Here is a 19,600-nt window from a genome sequence, read left to right as displayed (position 1 = left end):
TTTTTCGGGGGTTTGTTGGGTTCTTTAGTTAAACCCCCCGACCCGCTCGCGGCACACCAGAGTGCCGCGAGCGGTCCGGGCTTTTCTTTGTCGGCAGAGACCAGGCCCGCACTTGCATTACGTCAAAAAGAAAAGAGCCCCATCCCGACCTGATCGGGATGGGGCACCAGCCGCGCACACCGCGGATCTTCGGACATTCAGTCGCTCGGGCGCATTTCCGTCGGGCGGCGCCTATGCGAGAAGCACACTGCTCAGGAAGTTGTCGTTGTGGAATTGTTCCTCTTGGACGCCAAGCAGCGTGATCTGATCCCCGCCGCTCAGGGACGCCACGACATTCGCGCCCTGGTTGGTGGCCACCTGCTGGAACTGGCTGGTGTTGGTGATGCCAAAGGCTCTGAGATCGAGGACGTCGCCGGTGCCGGCACCAGCCACGAAGTTCGCGATGGTGTCCTGCCCATCGCCGACAGCGAAGACGAACAGATTGTTCTGATTGCCGGCTACCAGCATGTCGTTGCCGCGCCCGCCGATCAGCTTGTCGTTCCCGCCCAGACCCCATAGATAATCCGCGCCGGCGGTGCCGTTCAGGACGTAACCCCCGTCGACGATTGTCGGCGTACGCCCTGCAGGCGTCGGGACAAAGTAGGAATCGGTGAGCACGCTGGTTGCCGTTGTCCCGTTGAAGCTGCTGACCTTGTAGAACTCGATCAGCATGCCTGCGTCGGTGACCGTAACCAGATTGGCACCGACGTTGGGAACGCTACGACCAGCTCCGCCAAGACCGGTAGTCGTGTATGGAAGAAATACGCCGTCGCCATTGTCGTCTCGATTCTCCCGGTAGTAATTGTGCTGATGGCCGGCAAAGACCGCGCTCACGCCCCATTGCTCGAAGGGCCATTGCATGGTGGCGGTGGTGCCGCTCGGATTGTATGGCGTGTGGTGGAAGTACGCCAGGTTGAAGCTCGCGTCGGAACTCGCGAGAAGGGATTGCGCCCACTGGCCCTGCACTGAAGTGGAACTGCGGCCATCCGGGTCCTCCTTGTTGCTGGTGAGAGCGAAGAAATGCACCGGCCCGATCTGGAAGTCGTAGTACCTCTCATTGTCGGGCAGCGTAAAGTAGTCCAGGTAGGCGGCAACGTTGCCATCGCCATATTCGTGATTGCCTAGCGTGGGAAAGAAACGGTTGATGGTGCTGCCGCTGCCGTATGCGCCTTGGTAATTGCCTATGTAGTCATGGTACTGCTGGCCGACGGCGGCATCGAAGGACTGCGGTGCATATACGTTGTCGCCTACTGTGAGAATGAAATCGACGTTCCAAGCATGGACCATCGCCGACACCGCCTTCTCACCGGCGAGATCGGTATCGCCAAAATCACCAAAGATCGCGAACCGGTATAATGTCTGCGGCCCCGCCGTCGGAACGACGCCGACAGTATAATCTTGTGTGGCGGTGCTTCCGTCAGACGAGGTTGCGGAGACGTGGAGGTTGATTGACGGCTCAGTTGTCGCATTGAGCGTGCCGGTGTTGGAGCGCGTGATGACGCCGGTGCTGGGGTTGATGGCAAAACGTGCATCATCGATGCTGTAGGTGACGGCCGAGCCGGCATCGGGATCCTTGGCCGAGGCGGTGATCCCGATCGTCGTGCCCGCGGCGTCGTTCTGGGCAATCCGGTTGACGGCGGTGTTGGAGTCGGGCGGGGTGTTGAAGGCGACCGGCTCCGGGTTGTCGAGGACGGCGAGAGTGAAGGTGTGGTTGGCCAGGCTGCCGTCCGACGAGCTTGCCGTCACCGTCAGGTTGATCGACGGCTGGGTCTCGAAGTCGAGGGTGCCGTTGGCCGAGCGCGTGATGATGCCGCTGCTGGCGTCGATGGCGAAGCGCGAGTCGTTGAGGCTGTAGGTGACGGTCGACCCGGTGTCGGGATCGGTGGCCGAGGCGGTGATGCCGATGGGGGCGCCCGCCGCGGCAAGCTCGGCGAACTGATTGGCCGTGGGGTCGGCGTCGGGCGGCGTGTTGAAGGCCACCGGAGGGCTGACAGGACCGGGCATGAGATACTCGATGTGCAGCAGCGGCGCGCTAGCCGGCGAAAACTCGTAGGAATCGGCTGTGCGCGTGCCGGTGCCGGTGATCAGGAATGCCATGTCGTTGAGCGCCGCCCAGCCCGAGCGATTGACGATCTCCTGGACGACCGCCGAGAGATCCGGCGTGCGCTCGGCAAGGCCGTGGGCGCCCTCTGTGGTCCAGGAGACCGGCGCCCAGGCCGTGGACGCGTCCGTTTTGGCACGCGAGGACACATTGAAGCTGACAGTGGTGAAGGGACTGGAGTCGTCGGTATCTTCGCCTTTGACCAGCAGCGACGTCGCGCCGGTCTTCACCTCATTGGCCTGGAACTGGATGTAGGCGCTGGTGATGATGGCGCCCTGGGGGATGTCGATGCCGGTGAAGCGGAGGCCGACCGTCTGGTTGGTGGTGCCGTCAACGACCAGTTCCAGGTCGGTGACGTTGCTCGCTATCGAGCCGGAAGCCTTCTGCTCCACATCATCGCCGGCGGCCGCCACCCTTGTCTCGATGATCACAGGCGTGGTCCCGGTGACGCCAACGCTGAAGGCGTGGGTATCCGTGCTGCCGTCGGATGAAGTGGCTGTGACGGTGAGGTTGACCGACGGCTCGGACTGGGCGTTGAGCGTGCCGGTGTTTGAGCGCGTGATGACGCCGGTGCTGGCGTTGATGGCAAAGCGCGCATCATCGATGCTGTAGGTGACCGTCGAGCCGGCATCGGAATCCTTGGCCGAGGCGGTGATCCCGATTGCTGTGCCCGCCGCGGCGTTCTGGGCGATCCGGTTGATCGCGGTGTCGGCGTCCGGTTGGGCGTTGAAGGCAACCGGCTCCGGGTTGTTCAGGACGGCGACGGTGAAGCTTTGGTTGGCGGTGCTGCCGTCTGAGGAGGTTGCCGTCACCGTCAGGTTGATCGACGGCTGGGTCTCGAAGTCGAGGGTGCCGTTGGCCGAGCGCGTGATCACGCCGGCGCCGGCGTCGATTGCGAAGCGCGTATCGTTGAGACTGTAGGTGACGGTCGAGCCGGCGTCGGGATCGGCGGCCGAGGCGGTGATCCCGATGGGCGCACCCGCTGCGGCAAGCTCGGCGATCTGGTTGGCGACGGGATCGGCGTCGGCCGGCGTGTTGAAGGCCACGGGAGGGCTGGGCAGCTGATACTCGATGTGCAGCAGCGGCGCGCCGGTCGGCGAGTACTCGTAGGAGTCGGCTGTGCGCGTGCCGGTGCCGGTGATCAGGAATGCCATGTCGTTGAGCGCCGCCCAGCCGGAGCGGTTGACGATCTCCTGGACGATCGCCGTGAGGTCCGGCGTGCGCTCGGCAAGGCCGTGGGCGCCCTCCGTGGTCCAGGCGGCCGGTGTCCAGGCCGAGGATGCGTCTGTGGTCGCGCGCGAGGATACGTTGAAGCTGACAGCGGTGAAGGGACTGGAGTCGTCACTGTCTTCGCCTTTGACCAGCAACGACGTCGCGCCGGTCTTCACCTCATTGGCCTGGAACTGGATGTAGGCGCTGGTGATGATGGCACCCTTGGGTATGTCGATGCCGGTGAAGCGCAGGCCGACCGTCTGGCTGGTGGTGCCATCAAGCCCCAGTTCCAGGTCGGTGACGTTGCTCGATATCGAGCCGGAAGCCTTCTGCTCGACATCGTCGCCGGCGGCTGCAACCCTTGTCTCGAAGGTCAGGTTGACCGCACTGGCGACGAGGAGGCTGCTGGTGACCGTGGCCGCCGTCGGCGTGGCGATCGTGTCGGCCACTCGGTCGGATGCGGCAGCGGGCGAGGTGATGCCGCCATTCCCGAAGCGCACCGCGGAATGCCAGGAGCCGGCATTCGCCGCCACGTCGTCCAGGAAGGTGCCGTCGAGATGAATGCCAATCCTGGCGGCCGCTTCGGCGAGGCCGGGGAGTTTCAGTCCGCCATCGAGCGCCCAGGTCGCAGGGATCTCGAGCGTGGAGATGAGGCTGTCGATCTTGCTCGCGGCCTGATCCGCGCTTTGACTGTAATCGGGCTCGCCGGCCTCACCAGCGAGGCTGCTATCGTCGAGGGATTCGAGGATCGGGGAAAGACTGTTCAGGAAGGCCGTGGAGTCGAGCACGACCGGTCCCGGAGCGTTGCCGCTCTCCGGAATCCGATGCAGTTTAGACATATCAGATCTCCTTTGCCGCTGTTTTTCAAACCTAGGCCTCGGCAGGGCCGGAGGTGGACATAGCAGCCTGCTCCGCTCAGTCGCGATCGACGGCGTCGACGGTCAAAATGGAGGGGCCGCATTACTGGTGGCGATGGTTCGCCGGACTGTCTGCGCTCAATCGCGCTGGCAGGGCGTCGCCGCAGAAAACAAAGTCAGGACGTCAGGCGAGCACTTGCCTGGATCACTCGCGGGGGCGCGGCAGGCCGAACATGGTCCAGCCTATCACGGTGTCTGGGGCGGTATCTGGGTCAATGGAGGGAATTAGCCTCGGCACTGGTTTGTATCCGAGGGTTCATCCCTTCCGGCTGAGCGAGGCGCGCGCCCGCGCCTGGAACATCGCTTGCTACGGATCAGACGAGCATCCAATGATCGAATGAGAACTCATAGATCTTGCCATCGTTCTCATTCGGATTCGAGTCGTTGTCCGTGCCTCGATCGACGATGTACAGGCTCGTCTGGCTCGAATCGTCGCTGCTCGGCGCCAGGGCCAGTCCCGCCGGCTTGTGCGCGTCGGCGGCAGAGATATCGAGCGTGCCCAGCAATTGCCCTGTGGGTGTTACCATTGCCACCGAGTCACGTGACTGAATGATATAAAGGATGTCATGGACCGGGTCATACGCGATGCTCTCGTCGGATGGGGTTCCCAGCGACTGCGCAGAAAAACTCGTCACGATGTCGTCGCCGCCTGTGCTTGCGACACCGTCGAATATGCCGTTCGCACCCGGGGCGACCGTGTAGATCCTCTGATTTGTGCCATCCGCGACATACAGGACCCCACGATTGGTGTCATAGGAGATCCCCTCCGGATCCGTGCTGCCGAATGCGGACGTCTTGAACGAGGTCACGATGTCATCGGACGTGTTGTAAAGTCCGTCCTGCCCAGGGTTGAGCTCGTATACGCTCCTGGTGCCGGTGTCGTCCGTGAAGAAGAGATGCCGGTTAACGGGATTGTAGGCGACCCCGGACGGCTCATCGGAGAAATTGATGGTGGTGAGCGTGCCCACCAGGGAGCCGCTCAGGCTCATCTGATAAAGATTCTTGCCGGTAAAGATGGACATCTCGTCAACTTCACTATCGGCAACCAGCAGCGTGCCGAGGTGGGAGATGTAGACAATATCCGTAGGGTCGGGGCTCGGCGGCGACCACTGCGAAGTCAGGATTGTGTGTGCCAAAGTCACTGATGTAGGCAGCTGGCTACCGCCGGTGACGTCGACAGCGAAGGCGTGTGTATCCGTGCTGCCGTCGGAGGAGGTCGCGGTTACGTTGAAGCTGACTAACGGCTCGGACTGGGCATTGAGCGTCCCTGAACCAGAGCGCGTGATGACGCCGGTGCTGGCGTTGATGGCAAAGCGCGCGTCATCGATGCTGTATGTGACCGTCGAGTTGGCGTCGGGATCCGTGGCCGAGGCGGTGATCCCGATCGTTGTTCCGGCGGCGGCGTTCTGGGAAATCTGGTTGACGGCGGTGTCGGCGTCCCGAGAGGCGTTGAAGGCGACCGGCTCCGGACTGTCGAGGACGGCGACGGTGAAGCTATGGCTGGTGGTGCTTCCGTCGGAGGAGGTCGCCGCCACCGTCAGGTTGATCGACGACTGGGTCTCGAAGTCGAGCGTGCCGTTGGCGGAGCGGGTGACGACACCGCTGCTGGCGTCGATGGCGAAGCGCTCATCGTTGAGACTGTAGGTGACGGTCGAGCCGGCGTCGGGATCGGTGGCCGAGGCGGTGATCCCGATGGGAGCGCCGGCCGCCGCAAGCTCGGTGATCTGGTTGGCGGTAGCGTCCGCGTCGGGCGGCGTGTCGAAGGCCACGGGAGCGCTGACTGGGCCGGGCAGGATATACTCGATGTGCAGCAGCGGCGCGCTACTCGGTGAGTACTCGTAGGAATCGGCCGTGCGCGTGCCGGTGCCGGTGATCAGGAATGCCATGTCGTTGAGCGCCGCCCAGCCCGAGCGGTCGACGATCTCCTGGACGATCGCCGTGAGGTCCGGGGTGCGCTCGGTAAGGCCGTGGTCGCCGACCGTGGTCCACGGGTCGGGCGCCCAGGCCGCGGACGCGTCCGTCGTCGCGCGCGAGGACACGTTGAACTTGACGCTGGTGAAGGCGCTGGCGTCGTCCGCATCTTCGCCTTTGATCAGCAGCGAGGTTGTGCCGGTCTTTACCTCGTTGGTCTGGAACTGGATGTAGGCGCTGGTGATGATGGCGCCCTGCGGAATGTCGATGCCGGTAAAGCGGAGGCCGACCGTCTGGCTGGTTGTGCCGTCATAGCCCAACTCCAGGTCGGTGACGTTGGTCGAGATCGCGCCGGAGGCCTTCTGCTCGACATCGTCGCCGGCGGCCGCCACCCTTGTCTCGATGATCACAGGCGTGGTCCCGGTGACGCCAACGCTGAAGGCGTGGGTATCCGTGCTGCCGTCGGAGGAGGTTGCGGTTACGTTGAAGTTGACTGACGGCTCAGTTGTTGCATCGAGCGTGCCGGTGCCCGAGCGCGTGATGACGCCGGTCTGCGGGTCGATGGCAAAGCGCGCGTCATCGATGCTGTAGGTGACCGTAGAGCTGGCGTCGGGGTCAGTTGCCGAGGCTGTGACCCCGATCGCCGTGCCGGCGGCAGCGTTCTGGGCGATCCGGTTGAGGGCGGTGTCGGTATCCGGTTGGGCGTTGAAGGCGACCGGCTCCGGATTGTCGAGGACGGCGAGGGTGAAGCTTTGGTTGGCGGTGCTGCCGTCCGACGAGGTCGCCGTCACCGTCAGGTTGATCGAAGGCTGGGTCTCGAAGTCGAGCGTCCCGTTGGCCGAGCGGGTAATGACGCCAGTGTCGGCGTCGATTGCGAAGCGCGCATCGTTGAGGCTGTAGGTGACGGTCGAGCCGGCGTCGGGATCGGTGGCCGAGGCGGTGATCCCGATGGGGGCGCCCGCCGCGGCCAGCTCGGTGATCTGGTTGGCAACCGGATCGGCGTCGGCCGGCGTGTTGAAGGCCACCGGAGCGCTGGGCAGGATGTACTCGATGTGCAGCAGCGGCGCGCTGGCCGGATTGTATTCGTAGGAATCGGCGGTGCGCGTGCCGGTGCCGGTGATCAGGAATGCCATGTCGTTAAGCGCCACCCAGCCGGAGCGGCTGACGATCTCCTGGACAATTGCCGTGAGGTCAGGTGTGCGCTCGGCAAGGCCGTGGTCGCCCACCGTGGTCCACGGGTCGGGCGCCCAGGCCGCGGACGCGTCCGTCGTCGCGCGTGAAGACACGTTGAACTTGACGCTGGTGAAGGCGCTGGCGTCGTCCGCATCTTCCCCTTTGATCAGCAGCGAGGTCGCACCGGTCTTCGCCTCGTTGGTCTGGAACTGGATGTAGGCGCTGGTGATGATGGCGCCCTGGGGAATGTCGATGCCGGTGAAGCGGATGCCGACCGTCTGGCTGGTGTTGCCGTCATAGCCCAGCTCCAGGTCGGTGACGTTGGTCGAGATCGAGCCAGAGGCCTTCTGCTCGACATCATCGCCTGCGGCCGCCACCCTTGTCTCGATGATTGCCATGTCAGATCTCCTTTCCCCTGCCTTCTCGGCCTTGGGGCGTGTTCAAGAGGGAGTATGGCCAGTACCAACCCCCGTGATCGAGCGTGGATGCACTGTTTTCATCGCCACAGCGACGGTGAGGTGCCCATGAAAGCCACGGCTGCAATCCATGGCAGGGCGGTCAGCTACAAGTCGGGTCCCGCCGTTATCAGTCTGTTTTCTTTTTCATCCCGGGCGGCGGAGCGGACGCCAAGAGGGCGCTACGGACGCGAGCAAGCGCAGCAGGGACCGCCCGTCCTGTCCAAGGAACAGCGACGGCAGGATCCAGCACAGCAGCAAGCCCCCAGCCGCCGCCAGCAATGCCGTATCGATGAGCAGGGCAAGCGCAGGCAGTTGGAGTTCGCGCAACCATTCCACGAATGCCCAGATGCCTGTTCCGAGCACGCCTGCGAGCGCAAGGCCGGGCAGGTGCGCCATGGCAAATTCCGACCACCGCATCCCGGTCACGCGGAGGCTCAACTGTGCCATGAGGATGAAGTTGACCCCGAAAGCGGCGCCGACGCCGATCGCCACCCCCTCTATGCCCCAGAATTGCCCTATGATGGACCCGACAAAGACGCCGATGGTGAAAACAGCCTGGCGCCAGGCCCGGGCGTAGACCGTGCCGGTTGCCCGAGAAACGGAATCGCTGAGCTTGTAGCTCGTGCGGAACAACATGCCGAATGCGAGGATCTGCAGTGGGCCGACAACGCCCTCCCATCCCCGTCCGAGAATGACCGCGACCAGTTCGGGCGCGACGATCGCCACGACCACGCTGGCCGGCAGGACGAGCAGTGCGCAACCCGCGACTGCGCTGCGATAGGCGCGAGCAAGCCGCGCGGGCTGCTCCTGGACCAGTGCCATGGTCGGGAACAGCACGCGATCGAGAACCTGACCGACAATGACCGCAGGCGTCGTCATGAGCTGCGACGACAGACCGTACAGGCCGAGCGCATCGGCGCCGAGCCAGCGGCCCACGACAAGCTTGTCAGCCTGGGTGGCGAGGTAGTTGAATATCCGGGCAATGGTGAAGCCGCTTCCGAAATAGAGCAGTTCGGCGATGGCGCGCCGTTCCAGCAAAGGCCGCATCGGGTGCGGCTGGCCTATGAGCAGCACCATCATGCGTGTGAATTGCTGGATCAGCACGGCCGCTACAAGCGCCCAGATGCCGAAGCCGAGCCAAGCCAGAACCGGCCCGGCAACGACGTAGCCCACCGCAAAGGCGCAGGCGTCGATGAGTGCCAGCCAACGGAACCGCAGCGCGCGCTGGGCCGAGGCCAGTGCCACCATGGAAACCCCTTGGAAAAGGAACACGAAGCAGACCGCACGCACGACCGGAGCCAGTTCGGCAAGCCGAAGGAGGCCGGCAATGGCGGGTGCCATCGCCCAGACCAGCGCGGACACAGCCAGCCCAAGGAGGCACGACAAGGTGAACCCGACCCGAAGATGCCGATCCTCCAGCACAGGGCGCTGCACGATCGCGGGGGTAATGCCAAGCCCCTGGAAGATGGCTGAAAACTTGATGACGATCAGAGCCGCGGAGTAAAGGCCGAACTCCTTGGGCGAGAGCAACCGGGCCAGGACGAGGAGGGCGACAAGCTCCGCGACCGCAAGCGCGCCCATGGAAAGGGCCGTCCAGAACATGCCCACGACACTGTGTTTTGCCAGCCCGCGCCGGATATCGCTCACGCTTCTCTCCACTCACCAAGCCAACCCAGGCGGGCGGCCATTGCATCTTTCCAGGATGCGCTCACAGAGGACAGATATCCGAACGGCGGATACCGGTGCGCCGTATGAGGCGGTTCGGCCTCGGTGCGGTCCGCCGCCCGGCGTGCCATGTTACTGAAGGGGCTGCGGGATGTCGTAGCGGTAGTACTGCATTTCGTCCCGGATCTCCGGTATTATCGCCGCCAGTTCCTTGCGGTCGAGGCGGAGCCACTTCTGCTGTCGGCCGGGATCGATCATCTCCTTGGCCGTGCGAACGATCTCGTCGGTGCAGTCCAGCCCGCAATGCTGATAGATGCGCCGCAACACCGGCTCGGGATCCTGCATCAGATCCTCATAGCGAAACGACAACACGCGGCCGTTCCCCAACCTGGCGAGATCTTCCCGGGCCTTTTGGTTGCCGCGCGCCCACTGGCGCGCGATCACCGTCAATTTTTCCTGTTCCTGCAAATCCCGATCGATTCCCTTGTAGCGGGGCCCATAGATCGGCGTGTATTTTCTCCTAAAGATCTTCTTGGCGATGAGCTGCTTTATGAAATCTTTTGCGTAATAATGAAGATGTGTCACCGGAGTAACCGCAAGCGTCCTTCGCAGCCCCTTTAAAGTCTTTGGTTTCTGCCACTTAAGCTCCATAGAGCTTATGCATGAGAAGGGGTTCCTCGTAATATATAGAAATATAGCTTCCGGAAAAATCTCGTGGACAAGCGGCACGCGCAGGACATTGGAAGGCGTATTTTCCATGACCTGCCGGCCGCCGTTACGCGACTGGTACTCGAGGAACCGATCGCGAATGTAACGAACGACCTTTTTCGTGGCGTCACTCTTGACGAATTCGTCATGGCGCCGCGCCGGATCGGCATAGAGCCATAATGTCCTTGGTTCATACCAGGTGACGATGTCCGGATGCAGCCCGATCAGCTTCTGCGCAATCGTGGTGCCCGACCGATAGTTGCCGATCAGAAAAATCGGAGGCTTCAGCTCTGTTGCCGTCATGAGAAGTCACCGTTCAACGCAAGTGAGACAGGATTGCCCGAACCGCTCTAATGTTTTCACGCAATTCCGGACGGAAAATCGCTGCGCACTTTTCCTGGAATTGCTTTTGCCGCGCTGAGCGCGACTATTCGTCCCGGAACGCGCGCATCATCTGGTCTGTCAAAGGCTTCATCAGATAGGAGATCACCTTGCGGTCGCCGGTTCTTATGAACGCTTCGACCGGCATGCCGGGAATGAGTGAGACAGGGCCGAGTTTCTTCAAATCCTTCGGGTCGGGCGCGATGCGCACAACGTAGTAGGTTTCATTGGTGTGCTGGTCGTGCGTTACATCGGCCGCGATCATGGACACCACGCCTTCGGCTTCAGGCGTTGTGCGCACGTTGAAGGCGGTGAAGCGAAGACGCGCGCTCTGACCGATCAAGAGCTGGTCGATGTCCTGTGGGGCCGCCTTCACCTCGACCGTGAGGGTGTCGGTGTCGGGTACGACCAGCATGATCGGCTCCCCCGCGCCGATCACGCCGCCCACGGTGTGGATCGTCGATTGATGGACAATGCCGCTGGCGGGAGCGCGAATATCGATGCGCGAAAGCTGGTCCTCCGCGGTGACTTTGCGTTCCTCGAATTCGGCGATCTTGGCCTCGACGTCGCGCAGTTCGCTTCCGGTTTCGCTGGAGAACTGCTTGTCCAGCTGCAGGATCTGAAGCTCGACTTCGGCGATGGCCCCCCTTGCCTGCGCTATGCTCGACACAAGCTGCGCCCGCTCACCCTCGATGCGTGTCGCCTCGCGTTCATATTCGGTCAGCTTCGATTTGAGGATGAGCTTCATTTCCACAAGGCTGCGGATGTCGACGAGTTCGTCGCTGATAAGCGCGATCTCCTTGGCCTTTGCCGACGCCTGGGCCGAATAGCCTTCGATCTGTTTGCGAAGCTGCTCGATGCGTTCGCGCATGCGTGCCTTGTTGCCGGACAGCTCGACCCGGCGAAGTTCGAACAGTCGTTGTTCGCTGGCCACCGTGGCCGCAATCTCAGGATCGTTCATTCGTGAGACAAGGATCGGAGCGAGCGTCATCCGTTTACTGCCGTCACGTTCCGCCTCGAGCCGGGACTTTCGCGCGTAAAGCTCGTCCAGGTTCTTTGTCACGTAGGCCAGGCTGGCACGCGGGATGGTGTCGCTAAGCTGCACCAGAATATCGCCGGCCCGCACACGGTCGCCATCGCGCACGAAGATCTTGCCGACAACACCGCCTGTCGGGTGCTGCACCTTCTTTTCGCTGCCGTCGACGATCACCGCGCCGCGCGAAATGATCGCGCCCGAAATGTTCACTGTCCCGGCCCAGACTCCCATCACGCCGACGAGCAGCGCAACGACGGTCGTCCCGCCCAGCAGATTGTGGCGAATGGATCGCCGGTTGGAAGGCAATCGGCTCAACATGGCTGCCCTCATTGCCCGTTTCCCGACGTTTTCAATTCGGCAGTTGCGGCGAGCTTGAAACCGGCTGCAGGCCCTCGCCATTGACCTGCGGCATAGGAAAGAGCTTGGACAGAACGCACTCTCTCGTGCCGAACATGTGCATCTGCCCCTCTTTCATCATGAGGATGTAATCCACCGTGGTGAGAATGTTCGGTCGATGCGCAACGATCGCCACGATGCCGCGGCGCGCCTTGATTCTGAGGATGGCCTCGGCAAGTGCCCTTTCGCCTTCCATGTCGAGGTTGGAGTTCGGCTCGTCGAGGACTACCAGAAAGGGGTCGCCGTAGAGGGCGCGCGCCAGGGCGATGCGCTGACGCTGCCCGGCTGAAAGCGCGGTGCCGCCCTCTCCGATCTGCGTCTCGTAACCGTTGGGAAGACCGACGATCAGGTCATGGACGCCGGCGGCACGCGCAGCGGCGACGATGGCTTCCGCGTCCGGTCCAGGATCGAAACGTGCGATGTTGGCGCCAACCGTTCCCGCGAACAGTTCGACGTCCTGCGGCAGATAGCCTATGCAGCGGCCAAGTCGCTCGGGCGACCACTGATCGAGCGCCGCGCCATCGAGCTTGATACGACCCGCCAGCGGTCGCCACGCGCCGACCAACCCGCGAACGAGGCTCGATTTGCCGGAACCGCTTGGTCCGATGATGCCGAGCACCGAGCCGGCATCCAGACGGAATTCGACACTTTGCACGATGATCCGTTGCGTGCCCGGCGCGCCGATCGCGATGCGGTCCACCGTCAGATTGGAACTCGGCACCGGAAGCGCCATCGGCTGGGCGTCCAGGGGCAATCGGGCGAGCAGATTGCTCAGCCTGCGCCAGCTCTGGCGCGCGCCGACGAAGTTCCGCCAATGGGCGATGGCAAGATCGACAGGGGCAAGCGCACGGCCGGCAAGGATGGAGCCGGCGATGATGATGCCGGCCGTTGCCTCGCCCTCGATGACCAGCCAGGCGCCCACACCCAGCATTGCCGACTGGAGCATCAGCCGCAAGGCGCGGGCGAAGCTGCCGAAGCCGCCCACGATGTCGCTGACACGCTGCTGCTGTGCCAGATATTCCCGGCTCGCTTCCCTCCAATGGTCATGCAGGCGCTTTCCCATGCCCATTGCCGCAAGCACCTCTGCGTTGCGGCGACTGGCCTCGGCGCAGCTGTTGCGCCGCACGCCGGTCAGAACCGCGGCGCCCATCGGTTTGCGCGTGAAGATCTCGGTTGCGGCAGTCAGGGTCACCAGCACGATTGCGCCGCAAGTGGCCGTGATCCCGAGGATTGGATGGAAGCTCCAGATGATTGCCAGATAAAAGGGCAGCCACGGCAATTCGAACAGCGCGCTGGGCCCGGGGCTCGACAGAAATGTGCGGATGCTGTCGAGATCTCGCTGCGGCTGCAGCCCGTCGCCCTGCGGGCCAAGGAACAAGGGCAGCCTGGACACGGCGGTGAACACGCGTCCTCCGACGGCTTCGTCCACTTCGGCGCCGATCCGGGTCATGATGCGGCCGCGCACGAGGTCGATGACCGCCTGCCCGATAAACAGGGCGCCTGCCAATATCGCCATCCCTACCAGGGTCGGAACGCTGCGGCTCGGCAGCACCCGGTCATAGACTTGCAGCATGAATATCGCACCGGTCAGCATGAGGATATTGCTCACGCCACTGAACACCGCGACGCCCGCGAGCGCTCCCTTGCAGGAGCGCAGCGCGCAGGCCAGTTCCGAACCGGGCGCCGGCTGGATGCCCCCGGCAGAGGATTGAGCGCCTGTGTTCGCCAACACGATCGGCAAAGCGCCCCTCCGCTTCCGCCCTGCCTTGTAGGCAGCCACCACCAGTAGCCCCAGAACTGCGGCCGTCAGCCAAACCGGGAGAGCGTCCAGTGAGCTCCCATCGGCAAAGTGGACCCAGTCAGGCAGTCGATCGGCCAAAGGCCGCGTCGGCGATGTCAGTCCCTCGAAATCAACAAGGCGCGGCAGAAACCCAATTCCGGCGAGCACAAGAGCGAGGAGGAGGACTATACCGGCAATGCGCGACCGGACGGTGGGACGGCGGCGACGCGGCGCGCGACGTAGCGTCGTCTTTCGGCGCGCCGGCGGCCGGAGAAGGCCGAGCGGCCTTTGTGCCGGTTCAACGGGGGCAATCGCCCGGCGGAGATAGCTCCCCAGGACTGTCAGTGCTGCGCCGAAGACCACGATCAAAGTTCCTGAGATGAAAGTCGTACCCACTTAGAGCGGTTCAGCTTCGATAGAATCGCCGATGCGCTCTAACTCTTTGTTTTTACGCAATTCCGGCCCGAGGGTTCCGCATTTGAGGCCGCTACTGCCCGGTGGTCAAAGCGTCGGGTGCGTAGAACCCTTTGTTGGCCACGATGGAGACCTCGATGACGTCGCCTGCTCTTACTTCGGTATTTTCGTCGGCGACGAGGTCGTGGGCGATTTTCTGCTCGCGCCTGAAGATCGAAATCTTCACGGAGCCTTGCAGGTCGTCGAAGGTCCGCTGTTCGCCATAGGTAAAGATAAAGAGAAGCTTGTCGGCGACGTACCTTATCTGGCTTTGAGTCTTTCCAAGCTCGACCTGCGTGTCCTGGGTCTGCGCGATCAACTCCATTTCATAACTTTGATGCTTTTTTCGAAGCTCGCTTTCCGAGTTCAGTATCGCCTGCCGCACCTGCTCCTGCTGAAGCTCGGTCTGCGCAAGTTCCGCGCGATAGCTGGTGTGGGCTCTTTCGGCCGTCATGACATTCGAATTCGTTATCAGGCCTTTTTCCCGCAGCGACCGGGCAGACTTCAGTTCCTCGAGTTGAAGGTTCGCGGTCTTCTCCCGCTCATTTCGCGAGGTGGCAATCATTTTCGCTTCCTTCCTCGCCCGATCCAACGAGGCCTCGAGATAGGAAACGTCGTCCCGATACGCGGCAAGCCGCGCGTCCAACTGGGCTTGTTCGGACGCGACGATGTCGGCAATCAAATGTCCGGCGAACTCGACCGGCGGATCCGGTGGGGCAACGAAAGACTTGTCCTGTCGAGTTTCCGCCTCGAGCCGGGCGAGCCGAACCTTGAGGCGATATTCTTCAATCGCCAGATTTGCGCGCGCGCTGCGCAGATCGGCTATTTGCAGGGCCGGTTCCATGTTTCCCACGGTGGTAGCCCGAAAGCCGCCTGCGATGGCGAGCGCATGGCGAACCGTTATTCCCGGTTGAAAAGGGTACGATCCGGGATGGGCCACCGTTCCGGAAATGAAGAACGGCCGGTACTGGCCGATCTCCACTTTCACGAAGGGCTCGAGGATGAGCTTCTGCTGCTGAAATGCGCGCTGAATGGCCTGCGAGAGGGCAACGGTGGTGAGGCCGCGCGCCTGGACATCACCCAACAAGGGAAGCGATATGGAGCCCCGATCATCGACCACGACGTCGAGCGGATAGGATGCCTCGCCGATAACCGAAACGCGCAGGATGTCACCGCTGTCGAACGTATATCCGTCCGCGCGGGACGCATCAGCGGCGAGCAGTACAAAGGCTATGGCGAGGCCACCAATCATCGCGAGCATGCTGCTGACCGCAGGTTCAAGCCTGGGAAATAGTCGTCGGCTCCAATTCTTCGCTGGCAAAGGCCTGGATGGAAGTTGTTGCTCAGCACGCAAACGCATCGTTCGTACTCCGGTTGTCCTGCCTGCCGTCAGAATCAGTTCGTCGGCTCCGTTCGGGGAGCGGAAGGTCCATCAAAATCCGTGAAGCCCCAAGGTCTGCTTGGCCAGCCCGTCGCCAATTCGGACGTCGTTCGGCCTGGCGGGTGAAAGGGCTGACTCCAGCACGGACTGATAGATCAGCTCGACCCTTTCGCACATGGACTCCAGCCCCCAGGACGAAAGGTCGGTGAGCTTCGCGCCATCAGCCAGCCGAGCGCGATAGTGTTCGTTCGCGAGAAGATCGGCGACCGCCGCCGCCGCGGCGCCTACGTCCTCCGCAGGCGTCACGATGCCGTTCACGCCATGCTTCACGACCTCTTCCACTCCGGGCAGATGCGAGACCACGCTGGCCCGGCCGCCCGCCAGGTATTGCATCATGACGCGCGGCAATCCTTCTCGCATCGACGTCAGCACGCACACGTCGGCCAGGCTGATCAGCCGTTCGGGCTCGCGGTGATGGCCGATCATGCGAACCCTGTTTGCGAACGGGGATCGTTGGATCGCCGATTCGACAGCGGATCGCGCCGGTCCCTCGCCAGCGAGGAGCAGCCGCACGTTCGGAATTCGGTCGACCACTTGCCCGAATGCTTCAATGAACTCGACGTGGCGTTTTCTCGGTTCCAGTGCGGCCAGCACCAGGACCACGGGCGGCTTTGGCTCACCGATGGCCGTCCCCAGGAGCAGATGCGGTTCATGCGGCCATTGCGCGTTGGCGAAGCGCGCCAGATCGAAGCCGGAGTGGACGACATGGTGCTGATCGGGGCTGCCCAAATGATTGGCGATGCAGATGTCGCGCATCGCCTGGCTGACATCGATGAAAGCGCGCGTGAAGTTCGCCGCCAGGCGCTCGGCAGCCAGGAACATCAACCTCTGCGCACTGCCCACATGCACGAAAGGCAGAATGTGCACGCCATGGATGATGCCTGGGATATTGGCTTCCCTGGCAGCAAGGCGGCCGACGATGCCGGCTTTGCTTTGGTGCGTATGCACGATGTCAGGCCGCCAATCGCGCATGAGGCGCGTGAGTTGCCTGAATGTAGAGATGTCGCGGGATGGTGAAATCGGGTTCAGGAGCCGTTCCAGGGTCACCATCCGAAGGGCTCCGGCTACGGACGCCCGCAAACTCGGGTCGTATTCCTCACCGTGAACCAGCATCACCTCGTGGCCGTGCCGCGCCTGGGCGAGACAACAGGCCAATGTGTTCTCTTCGGAACCTGCCCGAAGCAGTCGGGTGAGCACATGAATGATCTTCATTTGCCTATACCTCTGGGGATGTGAAATCCGGCGGACGGTGCATTCGGGCAGGAGATCGGCGCAGCGGTCGGGACGTTGGGGACGTCTCTCGGCGCCTGTCCCGCGCATGGCCGGGATCGCCCGGCCGTGAGGGCGTTCGTCGTGGCAAGGTTGCCCGCTTGCGTCTGCTGTGGTGGTGGATGTCGGCGGTTGTGCCGCCCGCGCTGTCTCTTACAGAGACAGCCAGATATGCCTGAACAGTTCCCGGTTGACCGTCTCTAGGCTGGCACTCGCGTCAACGGTCCGGATGTTCTTGTCCCGGGTCCGCAGCTCCGCCATCAGCGACAGCCGCGCATCGAACGCTTCCTTCCTGATCTCTCCCGGCTTTCGCTGCTCGGAGACGGCAAAATCGGAAACCAGGTGCAAAATGAGGTGGGGCCGGCATTCCTCCATCTTTTGATAGAGTTTCTGCTCGAGCCGGGCGAGAGGCGACAAGCCCGGGATGGAGAACAGGTGCTCGGGGATGGTTGGCCCGTCCAGATATCCCCTGCGCAGCGTCTGCGGCCACCTGTCACTAACGACGATCATGCCGCGTGTTGCCCATCGATGCGCACGCTTCACAACCGCGTATCGCTCAAACGCAATCAGGACCGCCCACAATGCCAACCCGGTCGCGACAACGCCCCCCTTGGCCCAACTTCGGCGGATGGAATCGTTGCCATCCTGCTGGACCAGGGACTTCAGGCTGCGTCTATGAGGTAAAATCAGGCTCTGCAGCCGCTTGCGAAGCCACCATCCGCGGCCATCGCCGGTTCCGACATAGGCCTGCGCACACCCGAATTTCCATCGAAATGTCTGGGTCAGCCGATCGACCTGAGTGCTCTTGCCCACCCCATCAGGACCGATTACCGCCACAACAAGCCCGCCAGCCACCGGCCGTCTCTTCGGTGGAAGGCGGCCGGGCATCAGGCGCTGAAGCAGCCTCAGGGCGAGATATGAGGTCTTGCGGACCAGATGAACCGCAGCATCGGCGACTGCATAATGCCCTGTGAAACCAGACATTTCCCGGATCGAACGGCGCAGTCTGGCAAGATCGCCATAATCAGCGACCAGATCGTCGCCGCTTTTCCGGAACCTGCAGATCGCCGTCCTTCCGCCGCCAAAGGTGTATTCCACGACATGCAAGCTTTGCTCGCCGGGCAGCGATGGCTCGCTGGGCAGCGATGGCAGGCGTGCAAGCTGGTCCTTCCACCGATCGGGCAGGGTGATCCACCGGCTCCACGGGAAGGCCCGAGCCCGGAAGGCGAAACGGGCAATCGCTATTCGGATCTCGTCTTCAGGAGAGACGACGGGAACCGATACGTCCTCCACGCAAATAGACTCCCATCGTGCGATCGTCGCATAGTCGAACGCCAGATAGCGCTTACGAAACTCCCGACCGACCCGGACACCGATATGCGTGTCGAGATGCAGGTACCGGCCGCGCGAAAAGTCGGGTATGAACCAGTCCTCCCGGCCGGCACAGACATTGTCGTAGCAGGAGAGGCTCACGCCGCGGCGACCCTGCATCCGGCTGACGATCGAGCAGAAGACCGGGTAGTCGTGCTTGTCCAAAAGGACATCCAGATCGTCCCGGCCAGCAAGTGCGTCCTGCACCGATGCGAGATCCTGAACGATCCCGTATTTCAGGCCGGCCGCATTCAGCGCTCGAAAAAGTTCGGCGGCGATCGGCAGTGCCGGTTCCGTTTCGAAGGGGCGAAAAGGAGCATTTCCGTCAGTTTGCGATGGCTCTGTATCGGCTTCGCTGTCCGCAACGGCTTTCCGCCGCCAGGCGAAGTCTTGCCACGACCCCGCGCCAGGCGCCCCGGCAGGTGCTGGAACATGCGCGTCCGGCGCCAACGCTTCCGCCAGCATCCTTGCCTTGGCCTCAGGGGACCAGCGACGATATTGTTGCGGCTGCAGGCCATCCCTAAGCTCTCCGGGGCCCACGGGGTGACTGCTTCCTGGTTTGGACTTGCGTGAAGGTTTCAAGGGCTTGGAACTCGTATTGCACGCTACCGCACTGAGGGTGAATTGTGCGCCAACTCAACACTCCCTCGCCGCATAGTTTCGGCGTCACATTGCGAAAAAACCAACTAGAAAAACACAAGCTCAATCTTGAGAGACGATCGATATGTTGTCTCTATCAATGGTAATCGGAATTGAACGGTTCATGATATCGAGAAGAATTCTAACGGCTCCGGCTCTTCCAACGTAATCAAGCACGCCGAGCTGGTCCGAAAACGGTCCGTCGGTGATCCGAATTCTTTGCCCCGGCCTCAGCAGCACATCCGGATGCAAGATTCCGTCGTCATCGGTCGCCGATATCAGGGACTCAACGACGCCATACGGCGCTGGTGTCGGTACGCCATGACTCATGACGAGCTTCCGAACGCCAACGGTGGAGTTGATCGGGTACCAACTTTGCTGATCGACAGCCAGGGAGACAAACAGGTAGCAATCGAAATACGCACTGCAAACGGTCTTGACGCTACGAGCGTGCCGAACAGTCCGCTTGCGCTTGGGCAGGTAGGTTCGGAAGTTCTGCGACAGAAGGTGCCGCTCGGCCAGGCTCTCGGAATGCTGATGTGTCTGGACCACGCACCAACGCGCAGCCTTGCCGTCGCGGCTGTCTCTTGTCGGTTCCAGGAGCGGATCATAATGTAAGTCGGATTGCAGCATTGTGAATTCTTCTTTTT

General features: G+C 62.4%; 10 protein-coding genes. All 10 read right to left on the bottom strand.

The genetic code is table 11. The annotated features are described in order from the left end of the window. Positions 1–231: 231 nt before the first annotated feature. Positions 232–4,191: a metallophosphoesterase gene (locus tag ACFX5Q_RS12930; protein ID WP_404278319.1), complete on the bottom strand. Its 3,960-nt coding sequence runs from the start codon at positions 4,189–4,191 to the stop codon at positions 232–234. Positions 4,192–4,583: 392 nt separating this feature from the next. After that, positions 4,584–7,751, bottom strand: coding sequence for a putative Ig domain-containing protein (locus ACFX5Q_RS12925; RefSeq protein ID WP_404278317.1), 3,168 nt, complete (start codon positions 7,749–7,751; stop codon positions 4,584–4,586). A gap of 204 nt (positions 7,752–7,955) precedes the next feature. Beyond that, the gene (locus ACFX5Q_RS12920; RefSeq protein ID WP_404278315.1) at positions 7,956–9,458 is read right to left on the bottom strand and encodes a lipopolysaccharide biosynthesis protein; all 1,503 of its coding nucleotides are present in this window, start codon (positions 9,456–9,458) and stop codon (positions 7,956–7,958) included. Positions 9,459–9,608: 150 nt separating this feature from the next. After that, positions 9,609–10,487, bottom strand: a complete 879-nt coding sequence (locus tag ACFX5Q_RS12915; RefSeq protein ID WP_404278313.1) for a sulfotransferase family protein — start codon at positions 10,485–10,487, stop codon at positions 9,609–9,611. A 124-nt stretch (positions 10,488–10,611) separates the two neighbouring features. Beyond that, positions 10,612–11,931, bottom strand: coding sequence for an HlyD family type I secretion periplasmic adaptor subunit (locus ACFX5Q_RS12910; protein WP_404278333.1), 1,320 nt, complete (start codon positions 11,929–11,931; stop codon positions 10,612–10,614). A 19-nt stretch (positions 11,932–11,950) separates the two neighbouring features. Then, positions 11,951–13,726 (bottom strand): type I secretion system permease/ATPase, encoded by a 1,776-nt coding sequence (locus tag ACFX5Q_RS12905; RefSeq protein WP_404278331.1) that lies wholly within the window; start codon positions 13,724–13,726, stop codon positions 11,951–11,953. A 538-nt stretch (positions 13,727–14,264) separates the two neighbouring features. Then, positions 14,265–15,491, bottom strand: a complete 1,227-nt coding sequence (locus tag ACFX5Q_RS12900; RefSeq protein WP_404278311.1) for a polysaccharide biosynthesis/export family protein — start codon at positions 15,489–15,491, stop codon at positions 14,265–14,267. A 171-nt stretch (positions 15,492–15,662) separates the two neighbouring features. Continuing rightward, positions 15,663–16,883, bottom strand: a complete 1,221-nt coding sequence (locus ACFX5Q_RS12895) for a glycosyltransferase (protein WP_404278309.1) — start codon at positions 16,881–16,883, stop codon at positions 15,663–15,665. Positions 16,884–17,093: 210 nt separating this feature from the next. Further along, the gene (locus tag ACFX5Q_RS12890) at positions 17,094–18,776 is read right to left on the bottom strand and encodes a hypothetical protein (RefSeq protein WP_404278307.1); all 1,683 of its coding nucleotides are present in this window, start codon (positions 18,774–18,776) and stop codon (positions 17,094–17,096) included. 237 nt (positions 18,777–19,013) lie between these two features. Next, positions 19,014–19,583 (bottom strand): transcription termination/antitermination protein NusG, encoded by a 570-nt coding sequence (locus ACFX5Q_RS12885; RefSeq protein WP_404278305.1) that lies wholly within the window; start codon positions 19,581–19,583, stop codon positions 19,014–19,016. Positions 19,584–19,600 lie beyond the last annotated feature (17 nt).

Source organism: Mesorhizobium sp. IMUNJ 23033 (assembly GCF_044778005.1).
Taxonomy (GTDB): Bacteria; Pseudomonadota; Alphaproteobacteria; order Rhizobiales; family Rhizobiaceae; genus Mesorhizobium; species Mesorhizobium amorphae_A.
Note: the sequence above shows the minus strand (reverse complement) of the source record. Positions and strands in the feature narration are given on the sequence as shown.